We start from the raw sequence: 25,194 nt of genomic DNA, 5'->3' as shown, positions 1-25,194 counted from the left end.
ACGGATGAAAACGACCTTCAATCATAACAGGATAATGGCTATCTGCCTGCCCGCCCTTGTACTGCTGCTCATTTCCTGCGGCAACAAAAGCAAAGCGCCGGCGGCAGACAGCACCGCAACAGCGGAACATCACGAAGAGAACATCGTGGAACTGACAAAAGCGCAATACCAGACCGTGAACATACAAACCGGCACGGTGACGCTCCGGGAACTGAGCGGAAGCATCAAAGTGAACGGCATGCTGGATGTGCCGCCGCAGCAAACCGTGAGCATTTCCATGCCTTACGGCGGCATTCTCCGCAATACCACCCTGCTGGAAGGATATTGGGTGAAGAAAGGGCAGATCATCGCGCGGATGGAGCATCCGGATTATATCCAGCTGCAGCAGGACTACCTGGAAGCAAAATCACAGCTCGGATACCTCTCCCTGGAGTTTGCGCGCCAGCAGGAACTGAGCGCAGAGAACGTCACTTCCCGGAAAACCTTTCAAAAAACGGAGGCCGACCACCGCAGCCTGCAGATAAAACTGGAAGCGCTCAAACAAAAGCTCCAGCTGATGAACATCAATGTGCAGAAACTGGAAAAAGGCACCATCCTCCGTTCCATTCCTGTTGTAACACCCATCAGCGGATATGTCACCCGGGTGAATGCGAACATCGGCAAATTCGTCAGTCCGAACGAAGCCATGTTCCAGATCGTGGATACAGAACACCTGCATGCGGAGATCACCGTGTTCGAAAAGGACATCCCGCGGCTGAAGATTGGCCGGAAAGTACGCTTCATCCTGTCCAGCGAAACAAAGGAAAGAACGGCCACCATCCACCTGATAGGCCGCGAAATTGACAGCGACCGTACCATCCGGGTGCATTGTCATCTGGACCGGGAAGACAGGGAGATGATGCCCGGCACCTATCTCAAGGCCTGGATAGAGACCGGCGCCGCCGAAGTGCCTTCCCTCCCCGAAAACGCGATCGTGATGGATGGCGGGAAACAATATATTTTCCTGCAGGAGCCGGGAGACGACGACCACTACCACTTCAGCCGGGTGGAAGTGAAAACCGGGGTAAGCGAAGGGGGGTACACGGAAGTGATGCTCCCCTCTGCTGTGGATGCGGATACTGCCCGGGTAGTGATCAGCGGAGCGGCAGACCTGCTGGCGAAGATGAACAGTGGTGACGAAGAAGGGCATGGGCACTAAGCTCCATCTCCATTGAGAAGGCTGAAAAGCGTGTTTATGGAAAAATAATTGCCCCTAATCGGGAACAACCCGCCATTGTTTTTATTTTCTCCATTACTTTTGCGCAATGCAAATCTCTTTTCAGCAAAAAACTGTCGTGATCACCGGTGCTACTTCAGGCATCGGAAAGGCGCTCGCTGTTGCGTTTTTACAGGCGGGCGCCTTTGTAGCCGTTTGCGGCCGCAGGCAGGCCGCCCTCGACGAGATGCAAAAAGAATGCAATTCAGCCAGTCTGCACACCTTTGTGGCGGATGTGAGCCAAGAGGCAGATTGCAAGGCATTCATCAATAGCGCGTTGGAAAGGTTCGGGAAGATAGATATACTGATCAACAACGCCGGCATCAGTATGCGGGCATTGTTCAAGGATACGGATGTGGAAGTGCTCAAAACGCTGATGGACATCAACTTCTGGGGAACGGTACATTGCACGAAATACGCAATGCCCTCCATCCTGGCCAACAAGGGCACGATTGTGGGCGTCTCTTCCATTGCCGGTTACCGCGGGTTACCGGGCAGAACGGGGTATTCCGCCTCCAAATTTGCCATGCAGGGCTTCCTGGAGGCGCTGCGTACGGAAAATCTGCATACAGGCGTTAACGTGATGTGGATCTGTCCGGGTTTCACCGCCTCCAATATCCGCAACACCGCGCTGGACAAAACCGGCCATTCCCAGCAGGAGACCCCGCTGAAGGAAGAACAGCTGATGAGCGCCGAAAAGGTGGCGCAGCATACCCTGAAAGCCATTGCCAAACGGAAACGCACACTGGTGCTAACCTCCCAGGGACGGTTCACCGTTTTGCTCAGCAGAACATTTCCGCGCCTGCTGGATAAACTGGTTTTCTCCCACTTCAAAAAAGAACCGGGCTCCCCGCTGGAATAGCAAGCCTGTACAAATGATTTTTAATTTTTTCCTTTTTACTTTTTGCCTTTCTTTGCACTGGAAAAAACCGGCCCCTGAGCTACAACATGCCCATTATCACATTGACATCCGACATCGGCTTGCAGGACTACCTCACGGGAGCCATCAAGGGCCTGTTGCTGCAAAACTGTCCGGATGCCAGGCTGGTAGATATTTCCCATCATATTTCCCCCTTTAATCTTCCGCAGGCAACCTATATCTGCCGCGCCGCTTTCCGGCATTTCCCCGAAGGCACTTTTCACCTCGTGCTCAACAATCTTTTCGACCGCAAGGCGGATTACCTCCTGATGGCGAAGCATAACGGTCAATATATCTGTTGTGCGGACAATGGCCTGATGACGATGATCGCCGGGGAGATGCCCGCCGCCGTCGTACGCCTTCCGCTTGACCCCGGAGCGCCGAAAACCACCATCAACCTGGTACATATCATGGCACAGGCCATCCGGCAGGTAAATGGCGGAGCCGCTTTGGAAGATGCTGGAACGCTGGTTTCGGAGATCGTGGTAAAAAATAACCTTCAGCCGCTCACCGGCGCGGATTACATTGAGGGTCAGATCATTCACATCGATAATTTCGAGAACGTAGTGGTGAACATCACCCGCGAACAGTTCGATGAACACCGTAATGGCCGCAAATTTGCCATTTTCTTCCGCCGGGATGAAATGATCCGCAGCATCAGTGAAACCTATGCAGATGTGCCGGAAGGCCAGAAACTGGCGTTGTTCAATTCCGCCGGTTACCTGGAGATAGCGGTGAACAAGGGCAATGCCGCCGGCCTCTTCGGGCTGCAGGGCTTCAGCCGGGACCAACTGCAGCAAGCCACCTACCAGCAGCTCTCATTTTACCAAACCGTACGTATAATCTTCGAATAATGGTCAGGATAGTGAAACTCACCATCGATCCCGGGAAAGCCGCCGCATTTGAACGCATTTTTTCGGAAAAGATGCTGCTTATCCGCAATTTTCCCGGTTGCCGCCACCTGGCGCTCTGGAAAAGCCATCTTCCGGCAGGCGTTTTCATGACCTACAGCCTGTGGGATGGCCAGGATGCGCTGGATGCCTACCGGCATTCCGCGATGTTTGCGGATATCTGGACCGCCATAAAGCCCTGGTTCACGGCAAAACCCGAAGCCTGGAGCCTGGATGACATCACCCCAACACGTTAATATGTTAAAGTATTTATAAAAAGTTAAAACTATTGTTCACATTAGCTTAATTGGTTACTTTTTCTATTTTTGTCGGAATATCTAAAACAACCTTATGAATTTTAACCGGATCAATAACATTACGGGCTGGATAGTGTGCATAATTGCCTGTGCTGTTTATTTAATGACCATGGAAGCCACGGGAAGCCTGTGGGATTGCGGCGAATTCATTTCCGCGGCCTATAAAGTACAGGTGCCCCACCCCCCCGGTGCGCCCTTGTTTGTATTGATGGGCAGGCTTTTTACGCTGCCCTTCGCCCCCTCCGAGGCTGCCCTTGGTGTGAACATCATGAGCGCCCTCTCCAGCGGTTTCACGATCCTGTTCCTGTTCTGGACCATCACGCACTTTGCGCGCCGTATCCTCTCTCCCCAGGGAGAACCGCTCAGCAACCAGCAACTGCTGGCAGTAATGGGCGCCGGCATCGTAGGTGGCCTGGCCTATACTTTTTCCGACTCTTTCTGGTTCTCCGCAGTGGAAGGCGAGGTGTACGCCATGTCTTCCCTCTTCACCGCCGTTGTGTTCTGGGCCATGCTCAAATGGGAGCATGAGGCAGACAGCAAGTACGGTGACCGCTGGATCGTGCTGATCGCTTATCTCATGGGCCTCTCCATCGGCGTCCATCTGCTGAACCTGCTCACCATCCCGGCCATGGTGCTGATCTATTATTTCAAACGCAGCAGCAAACCCACCACTACCGGCGCTTTCTGGGCCTTTGTACTGGGATGCCTGATCACCGGCCTCGTGCAGAAATTCATCATACAGGATACCATTAAAGTATCCGGCATGATGGACGTGTTCTTCGTGAACAGCCTCGGCCTCCCCTTCTTCTCCGGTTTTACCTTTTACTTCGTAGCGCTGATCGGCCTGCTGGTATATGGCTATATGAAACCCAAATTCGGGTTCTATGTTCCGCTGATCGTGATCGCCTCCGTGATCCTGATCCCCGCATTTGCCGACGGCGACAGCGCCGGCGTGCACATCTTCCGGTTCATTCTGGCCGCAGGTGTGCTGTTCATCCCCTATTTCATTAAAACCTTCGGTATCACCCTCAATGCAGAGAAACTCAAACATGCTACCCGGCTCATCAATGCCTGCATCTTCTTCCTGCTGATGGGCTACTCTACCTATGTGACCACCATGATCCGCTCTTCCGCAGACCCGTCTGTGGATATGTACAATGTGGATAATCCCGTTTCCCTCGTAGGCTACCTCGGCCGTGAGCAGTATGGTGATTTCCCGCTGTTATATGGACAGGTATTCACTGCCCGCCCGGAGAAATACGAATCCACCGGCAACGTGTACGCCCGTGTTAAAGACAAATATGTAGTGGTAGGCCAGAAACAGGCGCCGGTGTACAACAGCGCCGACAAAATGCTGTTCCCGCGCGTTTGGGATGCTTCTAACGACCAGGGGCATGCCGATTACTACAAAGCATTCCTGAACCTGAAAGATGGCGAAAAGCCCACTTTCTTCGATAATATCAAGTTTTTCGTCGGCTACCAGGTGAACTTCATGTATATCCGGTATTTCCTGTGGAACTTCGCCGGCAAACAGAACGATACCCAGGGATTCGGCAACCCGCGCGATGGCAACTGGATATCCGGCATCGGTCCGTTAGACAATCTACTGTATGGCGACCAGTCGGAAATGCCGGACAGCCTGCTGAACAATAAAGCAAGGAATACTTTCTTCTTCCTTCCACTGATATTGGGATTGATAGGCTTCTTCTTCCACTATAACCGTCACCGGAAAGATGCATTCATCGTAGGCCTGCTCTTCTTCTTTACCGGATTCGCCATTGTGCTGTACCTGAACCAGGCCGGCAACCAGCCCAGGGAACGTGACTATGCCTATGTAGGCTCTTTCTATGCCTTTGCGGTATGGATAGGATTGGGTGTGCTGAGCGTGTACAACTTCTTCCTTCAGAAAAAACTGCGCGTAGCCGCTCCGCTGGCTATTGTGCTTTGCCTCGTAGCCGTACCGGTGCTGATGGCACAGCAGGGATGGGACGATCACGACCGTTCCAAAAAAGTGATCGCCCGCGATGTAGCGCGCGACTACCTCGAATCCTGCGCACCGAATGCCATCCTGTTCACCGTGGGCGATAACGATACCTACCCCCTGTGGTATGCGCAGGAAGTAGAAGGCATCCGCCCGGATATCCGCGTGATCAACCAGAGCCTGTTAAGCGCAGAATGGTACATAGAGCAGCAGCGGAAAGCCGTCAACGAAAGCCCGGCCATTCCCATGACGCTCAGTCCCGAAAAATACCGTGGGGACGCCCGCAGCTATGTGATGCATTATGATAACGGCAAGCTGCCGCAGGACCGGTATTTCAATATCAACGAAGTGATCGCCTTTGTTGGAGATGACAGGGATGCCGCCAAAGTACCGCTGACCAGTGGTGATAAAGTGAACTACCTGCCCACCAAACACCTTTTCATCCCTGTAGATGCCGCCGAAGTAGTGAAAAACGGCACCGTGGATGTTCAGGACAGCGGCCGTATTGTACCGAACGTACAGTTCACCATCAACAAGAATGTGATCTACAAAGGCGATCTGGCCATATACGATATCATCGCTACCAATAACTGGAAGCGCCCGATATATTTTACCAGCCCGATAGACCTCGGCTTCAACGAGTACCTGCAGGTAGAAGGCCTCACCTACCGTCTTGTGCCGGTACGCCGCGCACCTTCGGATGAAATGCTTCCCGGCCTGAATGATCAGGTGCATACCCGCAAGATGTACGATAACCTGATGAACAAGTTCGTGTACGGCAGCGTGGATGTGCCAGGCGTGTATTTCGATGAGCCCAACCGCCGCATGCTGCATAGCCTCCGCAACGCATACACCAAGCTGGGCGTAGCGCTGGCAAAAGAAAACAAAAAAGATAAAGCGCTGGAAGTGCTGAACAGGCAGGATTCCGTTTTCCTCCCGGAAAACATGCCTTATGCCATGACCACCCCCGGCAACATGCATAACCTCTGGAGCATGGAGATCGTGTACGCCTACTACCTGGCCGGCGATCCAAAGAAAGCCGACGAGATCTCCCTGCAGCTGATCCGGGATCTGGAGCAACAGATGCGCTACTACCGCAGCCTCCCGCCACGCCTGCTGACTAATGATCTGCAGGACGATGCCCGCCGCGCCGAACAGTTCACGCTGATGCTGAAGCAATGGAAGATCGACTTTACCGCAAGCGACTCCGCGCAGCAGGCCGAAACCGGCCAGCAGTTCAATACGGTGCCGGATAGCAGTAAATAATTGAATGTCTTAATATGAGAAAAGCCTCCTGTTTAAAGCGGGAGGCTTTTTTTAGTGAATGGCTTGTTGGTAAACTGACGTTAAGGAGTGAATATCCTGTTCAATTACCGGGATGCCTTAACCACGTTGATTGAAGTGGCTGGTTTGACCGGTTTGCCTTTCAGGGTAACCGTTTCGGCAGGAAGCGCTTTCGCCTTTCGAAAAAGTTTGATTTTGGAAAGAGGTACTTTTTGTGCGGCATTCCACAAATCGTAATTACGCTGCATGTTCATCCATAACTCCGGCGTGGTATCAAAGGCCTTTGCCAAACGCCACGCCATTTCCGCACTGATACCCTGATGCTCATTTAAAAGCATGGACAACGTTTTACGGGTAATACCCAGGTTATCCGCAGCATCACCGCCGCTTAAACCAAGTGGCTCCATATACAGATTCTTCAAAATACGACCCGGGTGTGTGGGCTTCATCCCTCTTTTAAGCATAATACATTCCTTTAATGATAATCCAAATAATCGACAAGATGCGCTTTCCCGTCTTCAAACTGAAAGATGATACGCCAGTTAGCTTTTACGGTTACCGCCCAGTAATTCTCCAAATCCCCTTTTAGCTTATGGAGGGCAGAACCGGGAAAGTTCATATCGCTCACTTTTTCTGCGCCATCCAGCAAAGTCAGGATATCTCTTATCCTTTCAACCTGATCGCGTGGCAGCTTCGATGCATCGTTTTTTATCCAAAAGCGCTTTAGCCCTTTATGCTGAATACTGACGATCATAATACAAATATAACATGTTACGTTATGGGTTACAAATTTATTTTAAAACACTGATTGCATAGTGTTCACATCATCAGTACGCGTTTACCGGGGAAGGTACCGCTGCCTTGTCATCCTTCACATCTGACAGTATGCACAGGATAGATAACAAAAGAGAACTAAAAGGGTGAATTGCTCATCGCAGAAAATAAAAAAAGGACAGACTACTATAGCCTGTCCCCTTTCAAACATTTTTATGTGTACAACAACTCCGCGGCCATCCCGCCCCGATTCTTCACGCTGCCAATGATAGTCCTGGGTTGTCCTAAAAATTATACCCCACCGTCAATGACAGATTCCTGTTCTTGTATGTACGGTCAAGAGACGCATCACTATCTTTATTTTCGCCGATATTGGCCAATCCCGGCTCATACGCTACCGCCAGGCTCAGCTTCCGGTAACTTGTACCCAAACCAAAGCTCAGGCCATAGTCCCACCTCGTAAAACCGTTCGTTGCCGTTGTTCTGTCTCCGAAAGTTTCAGCGGTGATCTTCTCATGTGGTATGTTTTCGGAAGAGCTGACGGTCCTGCTTTTAATAATCTCTTTTCCTCCAATGCCATAAGCTGCATATGGCCCTGCATGTACGAAAAGCGCAGACTGTGCATTCAGATGCAACTGATACCCCACTTTTAAAGGTACCTGAAGATAGGTTTGGCGGGTAGTCGTTTCGTAATAGGTCACCGGTGGATTGGTGCTTCCGATCCACACTTCAGCGCCTTCATGCCTGGTGCCTTTAGTAGTGAGGGACAGACCGGATTGCAGGTAGAGGGATTTTGAAAAATGATAATTCGTCAATAACCCAACCTGGAAACCGGGCTTGCTCTTTTTATCCGCAATGATATAACTCACTTCTTCGATGGCATTTGACAGGTTAAAACCGGCATGCAATCCGAATGTAAAATGATTGTTCTGTGCATGCAGGTGCCGGGCCGGAAGCAACAACGACAGTGAAAGCATGGCGGGCAATAAGAATTTCATAGTATAGTGTTGTATTTTACTGTTTGGCGATCATTTCTCTCAGATTCTTCACACTGGCTGTAATATCCGGCACACTGTTATCCCAGTTATGCTCGTATTCCGCGGAGAACACCCCTTTGAATCGTTGTGCTTTCAGTTCTTTCACCACGCCTTCAATATTGCAAACGCCGGTACCCCACACCACATCGTGTGCTTTAGGTGCTTTCACGTTCAGGTCCTTAAAATGAAGACTGAAGATATGCCCTTTCAGTTTTTGCAGGCATTCCACGGGGTCCAGTCCGGAACGTACCCAGTGACCGATATCTGCGCAGGCGCCGATATACTTGCTGCGGCCCTCAATGGCGGTCAGTACACTGTCCGGATGCCAGTAATGGCTGGGTTTGGGGTGATCGTGGATCGCTACTTTGATCTTGTATTCGTCCGCCAGGCGGGACAGTACATCCAGATCCTGCGTACGCGGCTCGGAGGTAATGATCTGTATGCCCATGGCCTTTGCAAAATCGAACATCTGTTTCCATTCTTCTTCTCCGCGGGGAGATACCACGCCGAAAGCCACCAGTTTCTTCTTTTTGGATTTCAGCAATGCCAGCACCTGCTCCCGCTTGGCGGCATCCATCTTGAAATCCATATTACCTTCGATACCGCCGCCAAGCCGCTGACCGTTATAGCACTCCACATACTGCAATCCGCAGGAGTCCAGCTTGTCCAGCGCTTCCGCCAGGGTAAAAAGTCGGAATGAATACGACTGGGCGCCGAGCTTCCAGCCCAGTTTCGCCTCTTTCTGCTGTGCAGCAGCCGGTGAAGCGTACATCATGACAGCCATACCTGCCAGCAGCAGGCCTTTTCGCAAAAAATTCATAAACGCGCATTTAATTTGGATCGTCCGGAAGCCGACTAAAGGTGGCTCCTGCTGACGGATGATGAATAATATCCGAAAATTAACTGCCTTTTCCCAGTAATGCAAGAACGGAGTGACCAGCGGCACTGAAAAATTGCGTTAAAGAGTTTTTACGTAATTTAGATGAACATATGACGCCGGAAACATCCAAGGCTCCATCCGGCCCGTAAGACAATAAAAATAAACGGATGAAAGGATTTGTGTTCTCAAAGTACGAGCCGGCTGATAAAAATCAGTCGCCGTTCGGGAAAATGCTGGACATTTTCACGCAATTGCTTACCTATACCAGCGGTGACGTTGCGGAAGCCCTGCAATGGCTCACGGAACTGGATAAAGAATACCAGCTATCCGATAACGACTATGGCATCGGTGATTTCATAGAAGATCTTCGTAATAAAGGATATATACAGGATAACCCGGATAGCGGCAATATCTCCATCACGGCAAAAACAGAACAGACCATACGCAAACGTGCACTGGAAGAGATATTCGGCAAACTGAAGAAATCCACTGCCGGCGATCATAATATCCGTAAATCGGGTATGGGGGATGAACTGAACGCGGAAACCCGTCCATATGAGTTCGGGGACCCGCTGGAGCAGATCGATATGACGGCATCTATCCGCAATGCGCAGATCAATCACGGTATTGATGCGTTCTCCATGCAGCAGGACGACCTGGAGATCCAGGAAACCGACTTCAAGACGCAGACCTCCACCGCCCTGATGATCGATATCTCGCATTCCATGATCCTTTACGGGGAAGACCGCATCACGCCCGCCAAGAAAGTGGCTATGGCCCTCAGTGAACTGATCACCACCCGCTACCCGAAAGATACGCTGGACATCATCGTATTCGGCAATGATGCCTGGCAGATCGAGATCAAAGACCTCCCCTATTTGCAGGTGGGGCCTTACCATACCAATACCGTAGCGGGACTGGAACTGGCCATGGACCTCCTGCGGCGCAGGCGCAATCCCAACAAGCAGATCTTCATGATCACGGACGGCAAGCCCACCTGCCTCAAACAGGGCAAGCAATACTACAAGAACAGCTTCGGGCTGGACAGGAAGATACTCAACAGAACGCTCAACCTGGCCGCGCAATGCAAAAAGCTCAAAATACCCATCACCACCTTCATGGTAGCCAGCGATCCCTGGCTCCAGCAATTCGTGAAAGAATTTACGGAAACCAATAACGGTAAAGCCTTCTTCTCCGGTACAGACAAGCTTGGACAGTTCCTGTTCTATGATTTTGAAAGCGGGAAAAGGAAAACATTCTAAATAAAGAAACAATGGGCATGGAAAAGATCAAAACCCTGGGCGAGCTCAAAAAGAGCGGATATGTGTACAGGTCTGTAAAAGAAGAGATCAGGCAAAACCTGGTCGCAAAGCTGAAAAGAAAAGAAAGCACATTCCCCGGCATCATCGGGTATGATGATACGGTGATCCCCGATACCGAAAGAGCCCTGCTCTCCCGCCACAACATCCTCTTCCTGGGGTTGCGGGGACAGGCGAAAACGAGAATGGCGAGGCAAATGGTGGACCTGCTGGATGAATACATCCCCATCGTGGCCGGTTCAGAAGTGAATGACAGCCCTTTTGCGCCCCTCTCCCGCTTTGCGCGGGACCAGGTGGCCACCCTCGGCGATAAAACACCCATTGCCTGGCTGCCCCGCGAAGCCCGTTACGGGGAAAAACTCGCCACGCCGGATGTTAGCGTGGCCGACCTGATCGGGGACGTAGACCCCATCAAAGCGGCCAATGAAAAGCTGAGCTATGCGGATGAACGCGTGATCCACTTCGGCATCATCCCCCGTTCCAACCGCGGCATCTTCGTGATCAATGAGCTGCCGGACCTGCAGGCCCGCATCCAGGTGGCGCTTTTCAACATCCTCCAGGAAGGCGATATACAGATACGCGGATTCAAAGTGCGCATGCCGCTGGATATCCTCTTTGTATTCACCGCCAACCCGGAAGATTATACCAACCGCGGCTCCATCGTCACACCGCTGAAAGACCGCATCGAAAGCCAGATCATCACCCACTACCCGAAAACACTCGAAAACTCCCTGCTCATTACCGAACAGGAAGCCGATGTGCATGCGGAACAACAGGCCGTGCAAATGCCGGATATGATCAAACGCATCATTGAACAGGTAGCTTTTGAAGCGAGGGGCAGTGAGTATGTGGACAAGAAAAGCGGGGTTTCCGCCCGCCTCACCATTGCAGCATTCGAAAATGCCGTCAGCGCCGCGGAGAGACGGGCCATCATCAACAGGGAAAAATCCACCTACGTCCGCATCAACGACCTACAGGGCATCATTCCCGGCATCACCGGCAAAATAGAACTGGTGTACGAAGGGGAACAGGAAGGCCCTTTGCAGGTAGCCGTGAACCTGCTCGAAAAAAGCATCCGCACCATGTTCGCCACCTACTTCCCTAACCCTGACGCGTTCAAGAAACGGAAAGCAGGCAGCACAGCCGATATGAACCCTTATCGTCCCATTATCACCTGGTTTGACCAGGGTAATTCCCTGCAAATGCTGCAGGATGCTACGGACAAGCAATACGAAGCCGCACTGACACAGGTTTCCGGCCTGCAGGAACTGGTAAAACAGCTTTTCCCCCATGCCAATAAGCAGGAACGGCTGCTGATGATGGAAATGGTGCTGCACGGCCTCTCCGCCTATTCCCTGCTGAGCAAGAAAACACTGGAAAACGAAACGCGGTTCTCGGACCTCCTGGGCACCATGATGAATTTCAGCACTTCAGAAGACCCGGAAGAGGATGAAGAATTATAAAGAAATGCTATTTTTTTCTATTTTGTTGTGTATTACCCACGTTAAAAAACAGTGAAAACCATGAACAGAAGGCATTTCTTATACAACACCTCTGCTATTCTTGCAGGTTCCGCGTTGTTACCCTCCGCATTACGGGCCGTAGCCCCAAGCGACACCATCAATTTTGGCGTGATCGGCGTCAACGGCATGGGCTGGAGCGATCTCAGCGCCATGCTCGGCCACCCCGAAGCCCGCTGCCTAGCGCTCTGCGATGTTGACCGCAACGTACTGGACAAACGGGCCGGCGAACTGGCGAAGAAAGACATCAAAGTGCAGCTGTATGCCGATTACCGGCAAATGCTGGACAATAAGGATATCGATGCCGTGATCATCGGCACACCGGATCACTGGCACTGCCTCCAGATGGCGGATGCCTGCTCTGCCGGGAAAGACATTTATGTAGAAAAGCCCATCGGCAATTCCATTGCGGAATGCCGAGCCATGGTGAACGCACAGCAGCGGCATAACCGGGTAGTGCAGGTAGGCCAGTGGCAGCGCAGCATGCAGCATTTTGCAGACGCCATCGCCTTCGTGCATTCCGGCAAGCTCGGAAACGTGAGGCTGGTCAAAGCATGGGCATATATGGGCTGGATGAAGTCCATCCCCAAAAAAGACATTACACAACCACCTGCCGGAGTGGATTACAAGGCCTGGCTGGGACCCGCGCAGCAGCGGCCTTTCGACCCGAACCGCTTTCATTTCAACTTCCGCTGGTACTGGGATTATGCCGGCGGGCTGATGACCGATTGGGGCGTGCACCTTGTCGACTACGCCCTCTACGGCATGAAAGCCTCCAATCCCAAATCCGTAGTGGCCTCCGGCGGAAAGTTCGCCTATCCCGATGATGCCGCCGAAACACCGGATACCCTCACCGCCATTTATGAGTTCGACGGCTTCAACATGCAATGGGAACACGCCACCGGCATAGACGGCGGTCCATATGGCCGTACGCACGGCATTGCCTTCATCGGCAACAACGGCACCCTGGTGCTGGACCGCGGCGGATGGGAAGTGATTGCGGAAAAAGACAGGATGGAAGCCATCCCCTACCGGAAAGCATCAGACAACGGCCTGGTGAAACATACCCGCAACTTCCTCGACGTGATCAAATCCCGCAAGCTGGAAGATCTCCACTGCGATATTCAGACTGGCGCCAACGTAGCCGTAAATGCCCAGATGGGCAACATCGCCTTCAAAACCGGGCAAAAGGTATACTGGGATGCCGGCAAACAGCAATTCACCAGCAAAGACGCCAACAAACTGATCACACCACAATATCATAACAACTATAAACTGCCTAAATAATAGAGAAAATGCATCGTATCAAATCTTTACTGGTATCAAGCGCCATCCTGTTCCCGGTTTTCCATGCCGTTGCCCAGGAGGCCAAGCCGCAGGACACGGAAGTATGGGAGCCCGTTCCCGCCATTGTAACGCTCGGAACCGCCGCATCCGCCCCCTCAGACGCTATCGTGCTGTTTGATGGCAGGAACCTGGACAGCTGGGTATCTGACAAAGGCGGCGCCGCTCCCTGGACCATCAAGGACGGGGCCATGACCGTAGCCAAAGGCAAAGGCGGTATCAAAACCAAAGAAACGTTCGAGGACTTTCAGCTGCATATCGAGTTCCGCACCCCTGAAGTGGTAAAAGGCGAAGGCCAGGGCCGCGGCAACAGCGGTATTTTCCTGCAGGAATTTTATGAGCTGCAGGTGCTGGATAACTATAATAACAAGACCTATTCAAACGGGCAGGTGGGCAGCATATACAAGCAGGCCATCCCCCTCGCCAATCCCAGCAGGAAACCCGGCGAATGGCAAACCTACGATGTGATCTGGACGGCCCCCCGCTTCAATGAGGACGGCAGCCTGAAATCACCCGCCCGCGTCACCGCATTGCTGAACAATGTGCTGGTGCAGAACAATTTTGAGTTGCTCGGCAAAACCCTGTATATCGGCAAACCCTTCTACGAGAAACACGGCGCAAAATCGATAGCGCTGCAGGACCATGGGGACCTGGTGAGTTTCCGGAATATCTGGGTGAGGAAATTGTAAATAGCACGAAGCATCAAAAGCAAATGCATAGCCTGTGCATGGATAAATAAAGATGCACTCTACAGGCCTGAAAAAAGGGAGTATCATTCGGTTGATACTCCCTTTTTGCAACTGACAGTGAGGTTCCGGATTACTTTTGGATCGCTGCCTGCGAAGCCTTCAGATCATCAACCTCCTTCTTCAACGCGATCATATGCAGCGTCAGTTCCTCTATTTTCTGCAGCAACTTTCTATTCATCTCACCAAGATCCTGCCCCTCCTCGGCGATTTCAGATGCCGTGGGAATATCCGGCAGATGTTGATGTGCTTTAATGAATCTCTCTACCTCGTACAGCGACGGAAGCTGATAATCAGGTTCGAAAACAAAATCGGGCCAGGCACTGTAAGATTTGACTTTTACCTTCGTAAAGATGCCGCTGCCATTCACCGCCAGTTTGTACCCCTTTGTATCGGTGGTGCCGATACCTACACTGCCATTGGCTTTCACCATCATCAGATTTTGACCTCCGCTATTCACCGCCAGCACATTATTATTGACTAGCGGCGTTCCGGTCTTGCTCCGGCTATCCAGTATCATTGCGGCATAAGAAATTTCCGCAGGAACAGGGACTACATCATTGGCTTCTGCGGAAAGATACAATCCGAATACCCTGCCCGGTGCATGCGACCGCCCGGTAATAAACGGTATATATTGCTCCGTAGCGCTTGTTGCGTTAGATATCGACAGAAAGGCGTCTGTAGCCGTTATGTTATTAAAAGTAAAACGGGCGATATTGCTACCTGGAGGTGAATTAACATGTAATTTCGCCAATGGGGCATTTGTTCCTATTCCGACAAACCCGTTATGGTGCAATCGCATAATCTCCATCAGATTGCCGGTATTAACGAAGAACTTCATGGCGCTTAACCGGTTGGAGGCAACCGTTCTTTCCACCTCAATTTGCCCAACCTGGGTGCCGGCCATATTGAACTTGATGGCGCCAACGCTTCCCATGACATCTCCCATATGCGTTAGTTGCATATTGGATGGATTTGCCGTCCGGATTTCCAGTCGTTCCGCAGGAGTGACTGTACCGATACCGACGGAACCGGTATCCTTGATGGCATTGTTGAGGGTCTGACCGAAGGTGTTAAGAGTGAGCAATAAAAAGGGCAGAAACAATAAAACGGGTTTACGGGTCAATTTTTGCATGATGGTGAAAATTTCATAGTTATAAAGATGAGGACGATCTAAAATAGCAAATTTGATCGTCTGATCAAAAAATACTGCAAGAATGGCCAACAAGCAGATTTTAAGGAAACCTCCCCAGCCACACCCTCAACTCCTGCCAGGCCTCAGGCGCAAAATGCTCGTTCAACGCCGCCATTTCCTCCCGCCTACAGGTAACACAATGCAGAAAAAGATGATTCAGTCCGGCAGCACTTTAGTCACTACCTGCTTATTCCCACTTGCTTTCAGCGAGCTGTCGATGAGCGGGAAGTTCTTCCGGAACGGAGCCATCACATCCTTGTCACCATTCAGCACAAGGAAGGACACTTTTATTTCTGCAGTAAAAGAACCGGATCATATCTCAGGTGATAACGGTATCAGGGGCCTGATCCTCGTTAACAACAGCCGGGAACCAATAAAAAAGAGGATGTATCAAAAGTGATTTCTACCCGTTTTGATACATCCTCCCGCTAAGATCAGTTGTAACCGTCGTTCTGCTCCAGGTTATTATTACCGGATATCGCCTGTGTAGGCACCGGGAACCTGTTAAAATGCGCATCTGAAGGTGCATGATCCCACCAGGAAGCAGTGGTGAATTTCTTCCAGCGGATCAGGTCTGTTCTGCGACGGCCTTCTGCCAGGAACTCAATCCCCCATTCATCCAGCATACGATATTCATCCAGGTTGCCGGCGGTAACCGGGTCCGGGTCTACACCTCCCTCAAAATTGCGTTTCCGCACTTCATTGATCAATAGTGCGGCGCCGCCTTTGTCGTTGTCACGCATCAGGCATTCCGCCAGCATGTATTGAATTTCCGTCAGCCGGATGGCGGGATTGTCAGCCCCCCAGCGAAGACTTTTGTCCGTATTGTTCGGGATAGGCACTTTCACTATCCTGACGCCGGTATTTTCCTCTCCTTCTGACATTTTGGATGGCAACTCACTGATGGATGCATAGCGTTTACCGGGACCAACTTCCGAAAAGCGGCCTACCTGGTCTACGAATACCATCGGCAGATTTTTATACTCTTCCCCGCCAACGATCACATCTCCCGCAGGCGTCAGGTGCGGGCCTACGATGAACATACCTTCATAATTTCCGCCGCCCAGGTATTTGTAAGATCTTTTCCGGAGATCGAGGTCATTGTATTTTTCATAGGGGGAACCCAGCTTGTATTCGGCGTACAGCTCTCCTGTCGGCTTCCTGGACGGTGTGAGATGTGCGCCGTTGTTGAGCCCACCATCCACATCAAAATATTTTGCCGTATTGTAATGGTAGAAAACACTGAAGAACCAGTTATACTGGAGCTTGTTGAATTCAGAGGGAATGGACCAGATGATTTCCGGCGATTCGTTATTTTTGAACGTATGGGGCCCGTACCATGTCGGGTCCAGGCTGTAGTCTCCATATTGTTTGGCCAGGATATCCTGGCAAATCTTTTTGCATTCCGCAAACATAGGCTGACCGATATAGGCTTCCGCATTAAAATAGAGCCTTGCCAGCAATGCGGCCGCACCGGCCTGCCGGAAAGCGCCTTCTTCCTTGTCACCGGCCTTTTTATTCGGCAATTTCAGGATCGCTTCCTTCAACAGCTTTTCCACATGCGCGAATGTTTCTTTGTCGGTACTACGGGGAAGGGATTCTCCTTCCAGCGATTCAAACACCGGCAGTCCGCCAAAGAAATCAAGCCCTCTCAGGTAGAAGAATGCAATGAGTGTATTGAGCTGGTTCACATGATCATCTTTATCCTCCTGCGTCAATGCGAATTTTGTATAGTCCAGTTTCTCAAGATCCTGCTTCGCATCCAGCGCGAGCGCTACACCCATGAGTGTACCGCGCCAGGTGCCCCAGATCCATCCGTCATCCGGCGTCCAGCGGTGATAATGAAAACGTTCATTCTCTCCGCCATTATACCAGTGGCGGCCTTTGGTGGTAATGGCAAACTGGTCCGCCGTATATTCCTGTAGGTTCCAGCGGTCCTCACCAAGGTACCAGCGGGCGTGGGTAAAAGGGCGATACAATGCGGCTTTGATATCCTTCTCGCTTTTAAAGAATGTTCCGGGTGTTACCCGGTCGTGAAACTCCTGGTCAAGGTTTGTACATGCTCCCAATAAGAGCACGATGGCTGCTATAATCCTGGTGCCAAATATTTTTTTCATACTAATTACTTGTGGAAATGAACAATGTGGCAAAGTTTCCCTTATCAGAAATTTGCCTGCAGGCCAAACATGAACGTACGTGTTTTCGGGTACACGTTCCGCTCTTCAAAACCGGGTTCAAGCCCGTTGATGTTTACTTCAGGATCAAGCCCGCTGTAATTGGTCAGCACGAACAGATCGCGCGCGGTAACGTACAGGCGCAGTCCTTTCAGCGGTTTCACGGCTTGCGGCCGGAAAGTATAGCCGAAGTTGAGCGCATCCATTTTCAGGAAAGAGCCTTTCTCCAGCCAGTAGTCGCTCAACTCTTTTTCCCCATGAATATCTTTGTGTTTGCCGAATGCTTCGCGCAGCACGTTTTGCCCGCGTACATTCGGAAGGCTGTAATACATGTTGATCATGTTGTACACATCATGCCCGATCCAGCTGCGCATGTAAACACCCGCATCAAAATTTTTCCAGGTCACGGAATGATTCCATGACAGGATCAGTTTTGGAATGGCATTACCGATGAACACTTTGTCTTCGATCTTCTTGGCCTGTGCGGTCACATCAAAAGCTTTTCCTGACCGATCGTACAGCATCCACTCCCCTTCATCCGTAAAACCGGCAAAACGCCAGATAAAAAAGCGGCCGATATCTTCCCCGGGATAGAGGCGCACGGCACTGCCGGGGTTACCCGGAGCGGGAAAGGATTTACGGTCTGAAAACGTCTGCCCGCCATCCAGTGTAGTAAGCGTACTGCGGTTGGCAGATGCCACGATGCCTGTAGTATAGCTCCAGTCCGTGTTTTTTACCGCGTTCCAGTTCAGCTCAAACTCATACCCTTTGTTTTCCATATTGCCCACATTGATGCTGGTTTTATCGTGAATAGCAGGCGGCTGGGAAACACTCACATCATAGATCATATCATCCACCCTACGTTTGTAGAAGTCTACACGGCCATGAAGGCGATTATCAAACAATGCAAAATCAAGCCCGATATTAAATTCCTTTTTTACTTCCCAGCGGATGTCGGGATTCTGGTTATGCAACACACCGTAGGTGCGCAGCCATTCACCGTCAACAAGCCACCAGGTATCAGGACCGTACACGCGGGTAGCAACATTGGCATTGAATCCTTCATTACCGGTAGCGCCGTATCCCCCACGGATCTTCAGGTTATTTACGATGGATGAGCCTTTCAGGAAGCTTTCTTCTGAAACACGCCATGCTGCAGATATACCGGGGAAATTACCCCATTGGTTGCCTTTGGCAAACTTCGAAGATCCTTCATGCCGCAATGATGCAGTGAGTATATAACGGTCTTTGAAAGTATAGTTCACCCTGCCGAAAAAAGCGATCAGCTTCACGGTGGCACTCTTCCAGGAACCAATACCCGCGCGGCCGTCAGCCAGCCAGGTGCCGGTGCCCATATCATTGTCTGCAATGCCGTCTACCGGAAAGTCCGAGTTATTGGCGCTGAAGCCCTGGCCATTGAAATCCTGGTAAGTATATCCGCCTACGGCATTTATGCTGTGATGGCCGATGGACTTATTATAGTTCAGGGTCAGCTCCAATGTGCGGTCATTCCAGCGGCTGTAAGACTGGCTGGCATTACCGTCAATATTATCGTTACGGGAAATGCGGTGCTGCGCAGAGCGATAGAAATTCCTGTGCTCGGTATCATTCTTGAGCGCAATCATACCGGAAGCATACAAGTCCTTTGTAATATTGATCTTCAGCGTAGAGCTTGCCAGCAGGTATTTGAATTGCCCCTGGTCTTTCCGCAGCTTTACTTCCGCCAGCGGATTGAAATAATCATACCCCCCCAACAGTATGTTGTAGCCGGTTACATCGGACGCATCGTAAGGTGTTTCCGTTGGGTTCATTGTCAGCGCCATATTAAATATCCCGTTATCGCTGAAATCAGCATTTGCCTGTATGTAGCTGATATTCGTGGTCAGCTCTGCCACCCCGTCAAAAAAGCGGAAATAGGTATTCACACGCCCGCCAGTTTCTTTTCTTCTGGATTCGATGGCCATACCCACCGCATCGCGGGCCATGAAAGACGCATAGATCTGTGCATTCTCCGTGCCGCCATTCAGGTTCAGCACATAGCGCTGGCTGAAGGGGGATTGATTGGTCACTTCGTCGTACCAGTCCGTTTTATGCCCCAGGTCCGTTCCCATATCGTTGGCAACAAATTCTTCCGGGGTGAGGGATTCTGGTCTTTTACGGATGGATTCCATAAATAATTCGCTGGTGAAGGTCGCCCGCACGGTGCCGGCCTTTGCTTTTTTGGTGGTGATGAGGATCACGCCACCGGAAGCCCGGGTGCCGTAAATAGCGGCAGCGGAAGCATCGCGCAGCACGCTGATGGATTCAATATCTTCTTTCACGACGGTATTGATGTTGCCACCGGGGATACCATCTATTACCACGAGAGGGCCCATGCCCGCATTAATGGAGTTCACCCCGCGAAGTTGCAGGGATAACCCGGCGTTGGGATCTGTTCCATTCGTGGATAATACGGTGAGACCGGGTACCTTTCCCTGGATAGCCAGCAGCGGCGATACAGATCCGGCAATGAGGTCACGCTGCCCCAGATTGGTAACAGCGCCGGTGAGGTCCCTTTTGTTCATGGTACCATACCCCACTACTACCACTTCATTCAACTCGGTATCCTTGCTTTCCAGTAAGATGACGTTGATGGTGGTCTGATTGTTCACAGGGATGGCCTGCGCAGCATAACCGATATAACTGAAAGTAAGTGTGCCTCTTTCGTCTATCCGGATGGTGTATTCTCCCGTTTCATTCGTTACGGTACCGGTGCGGGGGCCGGACACAACGCTGACGCCGGGAAGCGGTATCCCCCTGCTATCCGTCACTTTTCCCTTCACGGTGATCTGCGCCAGCGAGTTTTCATCTTTTTTGATCACCACGAGGTTATTTTCCAACCGGTCAAAAATGAGACCGGTACCCGTCAACATCTGCGTCAGCAAGTCCATCACGGGCATATTTCTGGCATCCACAGTGATCTTTAGATGTTCGTTCAGCACCAGGTTACTGAACACAAACCGGTACTGGGACTTACGCTCCACTTCCTTCAATGCACGGGTAAGTTTGGTATTCTGGAAATCCACACTGACCCTGTCCTGTGAGTTTCCTTCGTACGCCGTAACCTGCAATGTGGTAAGCAGCAACAATGCCATTGTCAGTTTCATAAGTAGAATCTTTTTAAACGCCCTTTTGGAGGGCAGTTTAATACAGGTGATTTTCATACCTTAGAGGAGGTTTAAATGTTAGAAATGCGGCACAGGTATTGTTTCCAATACACTGACCATGTTTTTAGCCGGGGGAGAACAGGTACCAGCTGTGCTCCCCTCCTTTTTTTAAACGGGAATATTATTTATTGACGCGATTTTGGTGACTGATCTTTATTTCTTTTCCGTTGATGCTGTACTTGAATCCATAAGAAGCCTGCAGCGCTTTCATGACCTGGTAGATATTTTCCTTTTCAAATGTGGCGGTGAAGCTGTATTGCCGGGATATCTTATCCTCAAATATGATCTTTACATCAAACCAGCGTTCCAGTTTATCCCGGATATCCCAAAAGGTCTCATTTTCAAATACCAGCTGGTTCTCTGACCAGGCGGTTTCCAGGTTCACCTGGTTGCGGTTGTAGGAAAGCGGCATAATGGCGGTGGATGGCGGCTGCACATCGGCGGGTTCCGGGCCGGGTGCCGGAAGTTTTTGGATGTCTTTGCTGATGACGAATTTTTCCTTTGGCGATAATGTTTTATAAGCAGATGCGGTATGTTTTAAATAGATGGCCACCTTTCCGCTGATGAGGGAAGTCTCGCTTTTCTTTTCCTCCGGATAAGCCTTCACATTAAATACAGTACCCAGTACCTTTACGTCATATCCATCTACCTGAACAATGAATGGCATAGCGGCATCATGCTCTACATGGAACAGCGCTTCCCCTTTCAGGCTCACAGAACGGTTGCTGCGGCCAAAAGCCCTGTCTACCAGCAACTCAGAACCAGCATTCAGGATCACGGTAGAACTGTCCGGCAACTTCACGGTACGTTTCTCCGCAAGGGCTGTTGTAAAGAGATAATTTTGTGCTGCTGAAGGCTCAACGATATTTTTGCTCCGGAAAAGGAAAAAAGCCACTACGGTGACCGCAGCCACAGAAGCTGCTACTGCCATGGTTCTCCGGATATTCCGTTTCCTGGTGGCGTCATACATTGGCATTACCTCCGGTTCCGTTACAGGTGTTTCTTCTGTTGACTCAAGGAGCATGAGAGAAAGGCCCAGCACCAGCTCACGGGCTTCCGTGAGCGTTGCCGCCTCTTCCGGATGCCGGGAAAGGTAATCTTCCCAGTAAGCAGTATCCGCGGGACTCCTGCGGTAACAATAATTGATGAAAGTATCATCTATCACCAGTTGTTCTATCTCTAAACGATCGGGCATACCATACCTGTTTCCTGTATAGACGGATGTCTTTGCAGGATTTACCAACTTTTCCTGATCTTTTTTGAAAATTTCTTTTGAAATGGAGTGGCGGCGGCTTGCAGGAGACGGATGGGCGGTTGGAGGATGGAGGGATGATCACTTTTTTTTCAGAAAGCTGGATGACCGCTCCGCGATCAAACCCTTAAAGCAGCGGCAGGAATGAAAACACCGCGGCAAACTTCAGGCGCGGATGAGCCCGCTTCAGCTCTATCCGGAGCGCTTTGATGCCTTCATAGAGGTTATTGTAAACCGTCCTGGTATTGAGACCTGTACGCTCCGCGATCTGCTCCGTGGTAAGCCCCTCGTAATATTTCAGGCGGATCACTTTTTGGCAGCGCGCAGGAAGGCGCTTGTAAGCCGTCCTGATGGAAGCCAGCAACTCTTCGTCCGCCTGGGTGCGCACAAGGCTTTCCAGCACAGAGGGTTCATAGGCCGTAGTATCGATGAAACCAGCCTTCTGCTGCATATGCTTCGTATGCCGGTAATGATCTATCAGTTTGCGGGTGAATGCACGGGTAAGATATGCTTTGGGTTCCATTACGGCGGCAGCCTCCATATTCTTCTGCAGCAACTCCAGGAAAAATTGTTGCACCAGGTCCCGGCTTTCGTCCTCCCCATATCCCCAGCGGGTGGCGACATGGATCAGGTGAACGTGGAACAGCGCATACCAGTTATCAACGTGTTGTGAGAGACTTGAACGCATAACTTGCTTGCTCTTGTGGCGAAAAAGTAAGAAATTAAATCCAATCCAACCAAAATTTCCTTTCAGTTGACCGCATCACCAACAGCTATATGTTTGTATGGGTAAATCCATAAAGACCAACAGGGAGAAGATGAAGCAGCAATTAAATCCACTGTGGCGGTACGCCCGGAAAGTAGTAGCCGCAGAACTGGATGATGACCATGACCCATCGGGCTTTGATGAAACAGACAGCGAAAAGGTTAGTCAAACAATAACGGTCTGTACATTGCCATATAACGAAAAAGGCCGCCTCTTCTTTTGAAACGACCTTTTTTGAGGTTCCGAGCGGATTCGAACCGCTGTACGAGGTTTTGCAGACCTCTGCCTAGCCACTCGGCCACGGAACCATGAATTTTGATGGACTGCAAAAGTAGTAAATTTTGGATATTTGCCAAATATGATTAGCATATATTCGATTACGGATCAAAAAAAACGCAAAGTATGACCACAACCATAGCCGAATCCGAACTGATACTCAACTCCCGCGGTGCCGTGTACCACCTGGACCTCCGCCCCGAAGAACTGGCGCCCACCATCATCACCGTAGGTGACCCCGACCGGGTAAAAGCCGTTTCAAAGCATTTCGACCGTACCGAAGGTACGTATCAGCACCGCGAATTTGTCACACATACCGGATATATCGGGGAAAAACGCATTTCCGTGGTATCCACCGGCATTGGTACCGATAATATAGACATTGTCCTCAACGAACTGGACGCCCTCGCCAACATCGATCTGAGCACCCGTACGGTGAAGGAAACGCCTGTTTCCCTGCAGATCATCCGCCTCGGCACTGCCGGCTCCCTGCAGGAGAGCATCCCGGTAGACAGTTTTGTGGTATCGTCCCACGGCCTGGGGCTGGACAACCTCCTGCCCTTCTACACCTATCAGAACACGCCCGGGGAGCTGCAGCTGCTGGAAGCCTTCCGGGGACAGACCAGGATGCAACCCAGCGCGGTAAGGCCTTACCTGATAGAAGCATCGGCCGAACTGCTGGGGCATTTCACCGAAGGCTTTCACACGGGCATCACCGTTACCTGTCCGGGTTTCTACGCCCCGCAGGGCAGGGTGCTGCGCGGCGCGCTCTCCCATCCGGAACTGATAGATCAGCTGACCCGTTTCAACTTCGAGAACCGCCATATCACCAACTTTGAGATGGAAACAGCGGGCATTTACGGCCTGGGGCGCGTACTGGGGCATCAATGCCTGTCCGTCAGCGCCATCGTGGCCAACCGCATGAGCAAACAATTCAGCAGTGATGGCAATGCTGCGGTGGAGCGGATGATCACAAAGGCGCTGGAGATCATTGCCGGGATCGCCTGACGGCATATGCGGCGGGTTCGCAGCATGTTGGCGCAAAAAGGCTTTTGCGCGGCCATGAAACGGTGGCGCCGTACCGGTCAGCCGCCCGCACCGGCCGGATAAAAAACCGGTGCCCCTGCAGCGCCATCAACGGTACCGCCCACCTGCATCCTGCCGCTGAAGGGAGTGACACAACGGCGGCCCCATCCGTGATCCGCTGCCGGCGGCCTAATCATCAAAAACAATTTCTACCTTTGCCATAACATGAACATTCATTTCTATAAATACCAGGGCACGGGCAACGATTTTGTGATCGTAGACAACCGGAACGGGGAATACAGCGCCCTGACCACGGAACAGATCGCACACCTGTGCGACCGGCGCTTCGGTATCGGGGCGGACGGGCTGATGATGCTGGAAACGGAAGCGGATTACGATTTCAAGATGAAATATTATAACGCGGATGGCCGCGAAGGCAGCATGTGCGGCAATGGCGGCCGCTGCCTTACCGCGTTCGCCCGCCAGATGGGGATCAGCAAACCCGAACTGCGGTTCATCGCAGTGGACGGTCCGCATGAGGCCCGCCTCCGCGAAAACGGCTGGGTAGACCTCAAAATGCAGGATGTGCAGCAGGTGGAAGCCGGCAACCTTTATTTTTATCTCAATACCGGCTCCCCGCACTTCGTGAAATTCGTGACCGATGTGCAGGAAGTGGATGTGTACGAAGAAGGGCGCAGCATCCGGTATAACGACCGTTTTGCCGCCGAAGGCACCAATGTGAACTTTGTACAGGAAGTGGACAACGGCATTTTTGTACGCACCTACGAACGTGGCGTGGAAGATGAGACCTTCTCCTGCGGCACGGGCGTTACCGCCGCGGCACTGACCTCAGCGCCGGAGGAACCGGGGGCATACATCATCCCCGTGGAAACCCTCGGCGGGCACCTGGAAGTACGTTTTACCCGTACCGGCGAGCGCAGCTACAGCGACATCTGGCTCTGCGGTCCTGCCACGCTGGTATTTGAAGGAAATATTAAAATTTGATGCCCCGGCCCGCCGGGGATATTTTGGT

22 protein-coding genes and 1 tRNA gene are annotated in these 25,194 nt (G+C 51.4%); 12 read left to right on the top strand and 11 right to left on the bottom strand.

What is annotated here, in order from left to right; genetic code table 11:
- Positions 1–4: 4 nt before the first annotated feature.
- From FW415_RS15090 to FW415_RS15070, 5 genes are all read left to right on the top strand, one after another.
- Positions 5–1,198 (top strand): efflux RND transporter periplasmic adaptor subunit, encoded by a 1,194-nt coding sequence (locus tag FW415_RS15090; RefSeq protein WP_210420701.1) that lies wholly within the window; start codon positions 5–7, stop codon positions 1,196–1,198.
- Between the two features lie 106 nt (positions 1,199–1,304).
- Positions 1,305–2,117: an SDR family oxidoreductase gene (locus FW415_RS15085; RefSeq protein ID WP_148386518.1), complete on the top strand. Its 813-nt coding sequence runs from the start codon at positions 1,305–1,307 to the stop codon at positions 2,115–2,117.
- 86 nt (positions 2,118–2,203) lie between these two features.
- Complete coding sequence (locus tag FW415_RS15080; RefSeq protein ID WP_148386515.1) at positions 2,204–3,028, top strand: S-adenosyl-l-methionine hydroxide adenosyltransferase family protein; 825 nt, start codon at positions 2,204–2,206, stop codon at positions 3,026–3,028.
- Positions 3,028–3,321 carry a putative quinol monooxygenase gene (locus FW415_RS15075; RefSeq protein WP_148386513.1) on the top strand — a complete coding sequence of 98 codons (294 nt, stop codon included), beginning with the start codon at positions 3,028–3,030 and terminating at the stop codon, positions 3,319–3,321. The genes FW415_RS15080 and FW415_RS15075 overlap by 1 nt, the downstream gene beginning before the upstream one ends.
- A 169-nt stretch (positions 3,322–3,490) precedes the next feature.
- Entirely contained in the window at positions 3,491–6,628 is a 3,138-nt protein-coding gene (locus FW415_RS15070) for a DUF2723 domain-containing protein (RefSeq protein ID WP_246858753.1), read from the top strand.
- Between the two features lie 104 nt (positions 6,629–6,732).
- Here FW415_RS15070 and FW415_RS15065 read toward each other — a convergent pair whose 3' ends face one another.
- The 4 genes from FW415_RS15065 to FW415_RS15050 all read right to left on the bottom strand — a co-directional run bounded on the left by FW415_RS15065 (position 6,733) and on the right by FW415_RS15050 (position 9,277).
- Positions 6,733–7,110 (bottom strand): HigA family addiction module antitoxin, encoded by a 378-nt coding sequence (locus tag FW415_RS15065; protein ID WP_210420700.1) that lies wholly within the window; start codon positions 7,108–7,110, stop codon positions 6,733–6,735.
- Positions 7,111–7,121: 11 nt separating this feature from the next.
- Positions 7,122–7,400, bottom strand: coding sequence for a type II toxin-antitoxin system RelE/ParE family toxin (locus FW415_RS15060; protein WP_148386508.1), 279 nt, complete (start codon positions 7,398–7,400; stop codon positions 7,122–7,124).
- A gap of 304 nt (positions 7,401–7,704) precedes the next feature.
- Positions 7,705–8,418, bottom strand: a complete 714-nt coding sequence (locus FW415_RS15055) for a porin family protein (RefSeq protein WP_148386506.1) — start codon at positions 8,416–8,418, stop codon at positions 7,705–7,707.
- A 16-nt stretch (positions 8,419–8,434) separates the two neighbouring features.
- Positions 8,435–9,277 carry a sugar phosphate isomerase/epimerase gene (locus FW415_RS15050; protein WP_148386504.1) on the bottom strand — a complete coding sequence of 281 codons (843 nt, stop codon included), beginning with the start codon at positions 9,275–9,277 and terminating at the stop codon, positions 8,435–8,437.
- A 227-nt stretch (positions 9,278–9,504) separates the two neighbouring features.
- Here FW415_RS15050 and FW415_RS15045 point away from each other — a divergent pair, with 227 nt between their 5' ends.
- Genes FW415_RS15045 through FW415_RS15030 form a run of 4 tightly spaced genes read left to right on the top strand, consistent with a single transcriptional unit; the run spans position 9,505 to position 14,209 of the window.
- On the top strand, positions 9,505–10,599 hold the full coding sequence (locus tag FW415_RS15045; protein ID WP_148386501.1) for a VWA domain-containing protein: 1,095 nt from the start codon (positions 9,505–9,507) through the stop codon (positions 10,597–10,599).
- Positions 10,600–10,616: 17 nt separating this feature from the next.
- Positions 10,617–12,119: a sigma 54-interacting transcriptional regulator gene (locus FW415_RS15040; protein WP_246858752.1), complete on the top strand. Its 1,503-nt coding sequence runs from the start codon at positions 10,617–10,619 to the stop codon at positions 12,117–12,119.
- Between the two features lie 60 nt (positions 12,120–12,179).
- Positions 12,180–13,463 carry a Gfo/Idh/MocA family protein gene (locus tag FW415_RS15035; protein ID WP_148386497.1) on the top strand — a complete coding sequence of 428 codons (1,284 nt, stop codon included), beginning with the start codon at positions 12,180–12,182 and terminating at the stop codon, positions 13,461–13,463.
- Between the two features lie 8 nt (positions 13,464–13,471).
- Positions 13,472–14,209 carry a DUF1080 domain-containing protein gene (locus FW415_RS15030; RefSeq protein WP_148386495.1) on the top strand — a complete coding sequence of 246 codons (738 nt, stop codon included), beginning with the start codon at positions 13,472–13,474 and terminating at the stop codon, positions 14,207–14,209.
- Positions 14,210–14,339: 130 nt separating this feature from the next.
- Here FW415_RS15030 and FW415_RS15025 read toward each other — a convergent pair whose 3' ends face one another.
- From FW415_RS15025 to FW415_RS15005, 6 genes are all read right to left on the bottom strand, one after another.
- Positions 14,340–15,491: a hypothetical protein gene (locus FW415_RS15025; protein WP_148386493.1), complete on the bottom strand. Its 1,152-nt coding sequence runs from the start codon at positions 15,489–15,491 to the stop codon at positions 14,340–14,342.
- A gap of 126 nt (positions 15,492–15,617) precedes the next feature.
- Entirely contained in the window at positions 15,618–15,746 is a 129-nt protein-coding gene (locus FW415_RS25540; RefSeq protein WP_256378866.1) for a hypothetical protein, read from the bottom strand.
- Between the two features lie 149 nt (positions 15,747–15,895).
- Positions 15,896–17,578, bottom strand: coding sequence for a RagB/SusD family nutrient uptake outer membrane protein (locus FW415_RS15020; protein WP_148386490.1), 1,683 nt, complete (start codon positions 17,576–17,578; stop codon positions 15,896–15,898).
- A gap of 44 nt (positions 17,579–17,622) precedes the next feature.
- Entirely contained in the window at positions 17,623–20,781 is a 3,159-nt protein-coding gene (locus FW415_RS15015; RefSeq protein ID WP_210420699.1) for a SusC/RagA family TonB-linked outer membrane protein, read from the bottom strand.
- A 181-nt stretch (positions 20,782–20,962) separates the two neighbouring features.
- Positions 20,963–22,036, bottom strand: coding sequence for a FecR family protein (locus FW415_RS15010; RefSeq protein WP_148386487.1), 1,074 nt, complete (start codon positions 22,034–22,036; stop codon positions 20,963–20,965).
- A gap of 184 nt (positions 22,037–22,220) precedes the next feature.
- Complete coding sequence (locus FW415_RS15005) at positions 22,221–22,781, bottom strand: RNA polymerase sigma factor (RefSeq protein WP_148386485.1); 561 nt, start codon at positions 22,779–22,781, stop codon at positions 22,221–22,223.
- Positions 22,782–22,878: 97 nt separating this feature from the next.
- Between FW415_RS15005 and FW415_RS15000 the strand changes: the two genes are divergently transcribed.
- Positions 22,879–23,082: a hypothetical protein gene (locus FW415_RS15000; protein ID WP_148386483.1), complete on the top strand. Its 204-nt coding sequence runs from the start codon at positions 22,879–22,881 to the stop codon at positions 23,080–23,082.
- Positions 23,083–23,096: 14 nt separating this feature from the next.
- On the opposite strand, the gene FW415_RS14995 is transcribed toward FW415_RS15000, so the two are convergent.
- A tRNA-Cys gene (locus FW415_RS14995) sits at positions 23,097–23,167 on the bottom strand.
- 94 nt (positions 23,168–23,261) lie between these two features.
- Here FW415_RS14995 and FW415_RS14990 point away from each other — a divergent pair.
- Positions 23,262–24,143: a nucleoside phosphorylase gene (locus tag FW415_RS14990; protein ID WP_148386480.1), complete on the top strand. Its 882-nt coding sequence runs from the start codon at positions 23,262–23,264 to the stop codon at positions 24,141–24,143.
- A gap of 243 nt (positions 24,144–24,386) precedes the next feature.
- The gene (gene dapF / locus FW415_RS14985) at positions 24,387–25,166 is read left to right on the top strand and encodes a diaminopimelate epimerase (protein ID WP_148386478.1); all 780 of its coding nucleotides are present in this window, start codon (positions 24,387–24,389) and stop codon (positions 25,164–25,166) included.
- Positions 25,167–25,194: the final 28 nt, after the last annotated feature.

Source organism: Chitinophaga sp. XS-30 (genome assembly GCF_008086345.1).
Classification (GTDB): Bacteria; Bacteroidota; Bacteroidia; order Chitinophagales; family Chitinophagaceae; genus Chitinophaga.
The sequence above is the reverse complement of the archived record's forward strand: the minus strand, read 5'-3'. Positions and strand labels throughout refer to the sequence as shown.